At 40.7% G+C, this 3413-nt stretch carries 1 pseudogene; it reads right to left on the bottom strand.

What is annotated here, in order from left to right:
- Positions 1 to 3413 (bottom strand): annotated as a pseudogene (locus ACFIMA_RS09200) (hypothetical protein); the annotation flags it as partial.

Raw genomic sequence — 3413 nt, 5'->3', positions numbered from 1 at the left:
CCCTCCATTCGCCACCTTCATAGCTAGCTCCTCCTCCTAAATACATCGCTAGCGTCTGATGCAAGGAATAAAGCTGATTGCCCGTAATCGCCTCTGTTGAACCTTCAGAAATATCGCCATCTAAAACTGACTTCAGTTTGCTCTTACTTCTTTTATCTCCCTTCCCATGAAGCGCTACAAACGCACTGTCTTCATCACTCCACAACAACGCATTCTGCTCAATATTGTCTGAAATCTCATTATGAAGCTTTGTAAATGAATTGCTTACACCAACAAACGCTTCCGCAATATTAGGGTAGCTATGCTCTTCTGGTCTACCATCATCATTAAATGTCGTAACTTTGAAAGTAGGTGCTACCCATTGACCATCTTCATAGTGAGCTCCACCACCAAAATAAGTCGCCAGCGTCTGATTCAAGGAATAAAGCTGAGAACCATTCACGGCTTCCGTCGAGCCTTCAGAAAGTGTTCCAGCTTTCACGCCAGAGAGACTACGTGCATCACCATTCATGTTTGAAATTGTGATTGCACTACCCTCTTTTTCATCACCTATCTTGATTACCTTCGTAGCATCATCCTGCTTAACAAGACTATCTCCTACAACTTTATTAATCTCATTCTGAAGCTCTTTATGAATATTCATGAATGAATCACCAACACCAGCAAAGGCAGACGCAACATCATCATAGCTCTGCTCTTCAACGGCACTGCCATCTTCTTTGACGATCTTAACTTTGAAACTTGGAGCACTCCATTGACCTTCCTTATATTCAGCGCCACCACCTAAATAAGTTGCAACAGTCTTATTCGTATCAAAAAGCTGAGAACCATTGACCGCCTCACTCGATGCTTCCGAAAGCGTTCCTGATTTCACACCGGAAAGAGTCCGTGCGGCACCATCAATATTCGAAAGCTTAACTTCTGTACCACGCTTTTCACCCCCTACACTAATAGCATGTGTCTTTTCATCTTGTTTAACAAGACTATCTCCCACAACTTGGTTAATCTCATCCTTAAGCTCTTTGTGAATATTCGTGAATGAATTCCCTACACCAGCAAATGCTTTAGCAACATCATCATAACTTTGCTCTTCAACAGCACTGCCATCTTCTTTGACGATCTTAACTTTAAAGCTTGGAGCATTCCATTGACCTTCTTTATATTCAGCGCCACCGCCAAAGGATTTAGCTATATTCGTAGCTGTTGTTTCAAGATTGTTAGATACACTGCTTACATTTTGATTGGTCGCAAAAAGCTGAGAACCATTGACCGCATCACTTGAGCTTGCAGAAACCTCTCCATTGGAAAGAAATGTAATCTTACTCTTGCTTTCCTTCTCTCCATGCGTCGCTACAAACGCCTCTGCGTCCTTATTCCACAACAGCGCATCTCCTTGAACTTCCTGAGTAATATTCGTGATGTTTTCAGTAAGTTCATTAAACTTATTCGTTAGGTTATTATTCACATTCTTGAAATTCGTATCAATACCTTCAATGGCTAAACCAACATCACCATAGGATTTTTCTACTACCTCGCCTTTTGCATCAACACTGGATAATTTATAGGTTGGACCCGTGAAAGTACCATCTTTAAAGCTTGTACCTCCACCTAAGTATTTCGCAATATCCTGAGAAACCTTAGAAATCTGACCGCCATTAACCGCATCATGCGAATTCTCACTAATCTGACCTTCGGCAATATTATGCAAACCTACAGGTGTAGAACCCTTACCTTTACCCAAAGTCACACTCGCATAATTAGTGCTGCTATTATCATCACCTTGTTTATCATAGTGAACAACAGCCGATTCATCAGACTGAAGATTGTTAGAAAGCTCCTTCAGACTTTTATCAAGCTGACCTTTGTTAACTGCTTCATTATCCCTTGTCGCTGTCTTAACACCTGAAAGTATTCTATCTTGGCTTTCCTTATCCACAATACTGATGCTCGCACCTTCTTTTTCACCACCAAGCTTGATTACCTTTGTCGTGTCATCAAACTTAACAAGACTATCTCCTACAACTTTATTAATCTCATTCTTAAGCTCTTTGTGAATATTCGTGAATGAAGCCCCTACACCAGTAAACGCTTTGGCAACATCATCATAACTTTGCTCTTCAACAGCACTGCCATCTTCTTTGACGATCTTAACTTTGAAGCTTGGTGCACTCCAATGACCTTCTTTATATTCAGCGCCACCACCAAAGGATTTAGCTATATTCGTAGCTGTTGTTTCAAGATTGTTAGATACACTGCTTACATTTTGATTAGTCGCAAAAAGCTGAGAACCATTGACCGCTTCACTTGAGCTTGCAGAAACCTCTCCATTGGAAAGAAACTTAATTTTACTGTTGCCTTTCTCATCACCCTCTCCATGTGTTGCTACAAACGCCTTTTCAGAATCACTCCACAAAAACGCATTCTGTTTAATATTTTCAGTAACCTCCGTGTTGTTTTGAGTAAACTCTTTTTGAAGATTCTCAAAAGATGTTCCTACACTAGCAAATGCTTCCGATACAGTATCATACTTCTTCTCTTCAACTTTAGTACCATCCTCATTAACGATCTTAACTTTGAAACTTGGAGCCGTCCAAGCGCCACCTGCATAACTAGCATCACCACCTAAAGACTGCGCAACACTGTTACCTAGAGCATATAGCTGATTTCCTGCTACAGCATCGCTTGAGTCTTTAGTGATATCCCCATTTGCAAGCGACGTTATCTTGCTGTTCGTCTTGCTTTCCTTGTACCCATGCTTGGCTACAAATGCCTCTGCGTCCTTATTCCACAACAGTGCATCGCCTTGGACAGATTCTGTGATATTCGTGACTTTGTCATTAAAGTCTTTAACCACATTCGTGAAAGAATTACCAACACCTGAAAGAGCTTCTGAAACACTATCGTACTCAGCTTCTTCTGATGTGCCATCTTCTTTAAGGTGTGTAACTTTAAATCTAGGCAACAACCATTGATCTTTCTCATACTTAGCATCACCGTTTAAGTACGATGCAAGATCTTTTCCTAAGGAATAAAGTTGGGAGCCATTTACTGCATCTGTAGATTCTTTCGTAATATCTCCTGCCGCAAGGAACTTAATCTTGCTATTTGTCTTTGCACCGTCTTTTCCTCCATGCAAGGCTACAAAGGATTTTTCACCCTCGCTCCATGATAAAGAATCTTGTGCAACTCCTTCCGAGACTTCCTTAATACGCTGATTCACATTCTTGATATTCTCATCAAGACCAGTAAATGCACTACCAACATTATCAAAAGAGCTATTTGTTATATTACCAGCTGTATCAACCTTGGATAACTTGTAGGTTGGTCCTGTAAACATACCCTCAACAAATTTTGCATCGCCACCAAGGAATTTAGCTACATTCTGAGAAATTGTGTTGATCTGACTACCATTA

This window comes from Bartonella sp. AP88HLJMH, from assembly GCF_042195605.1.
Lineage (GTDB): Bacteria > Pseudomonadota > Alphaproteobacteria > Rhizobiales > Rhizobiaceae > Bartonella.
This window is presented reverse-complemented; position numbering and strand designations above follow the sequence as displayed.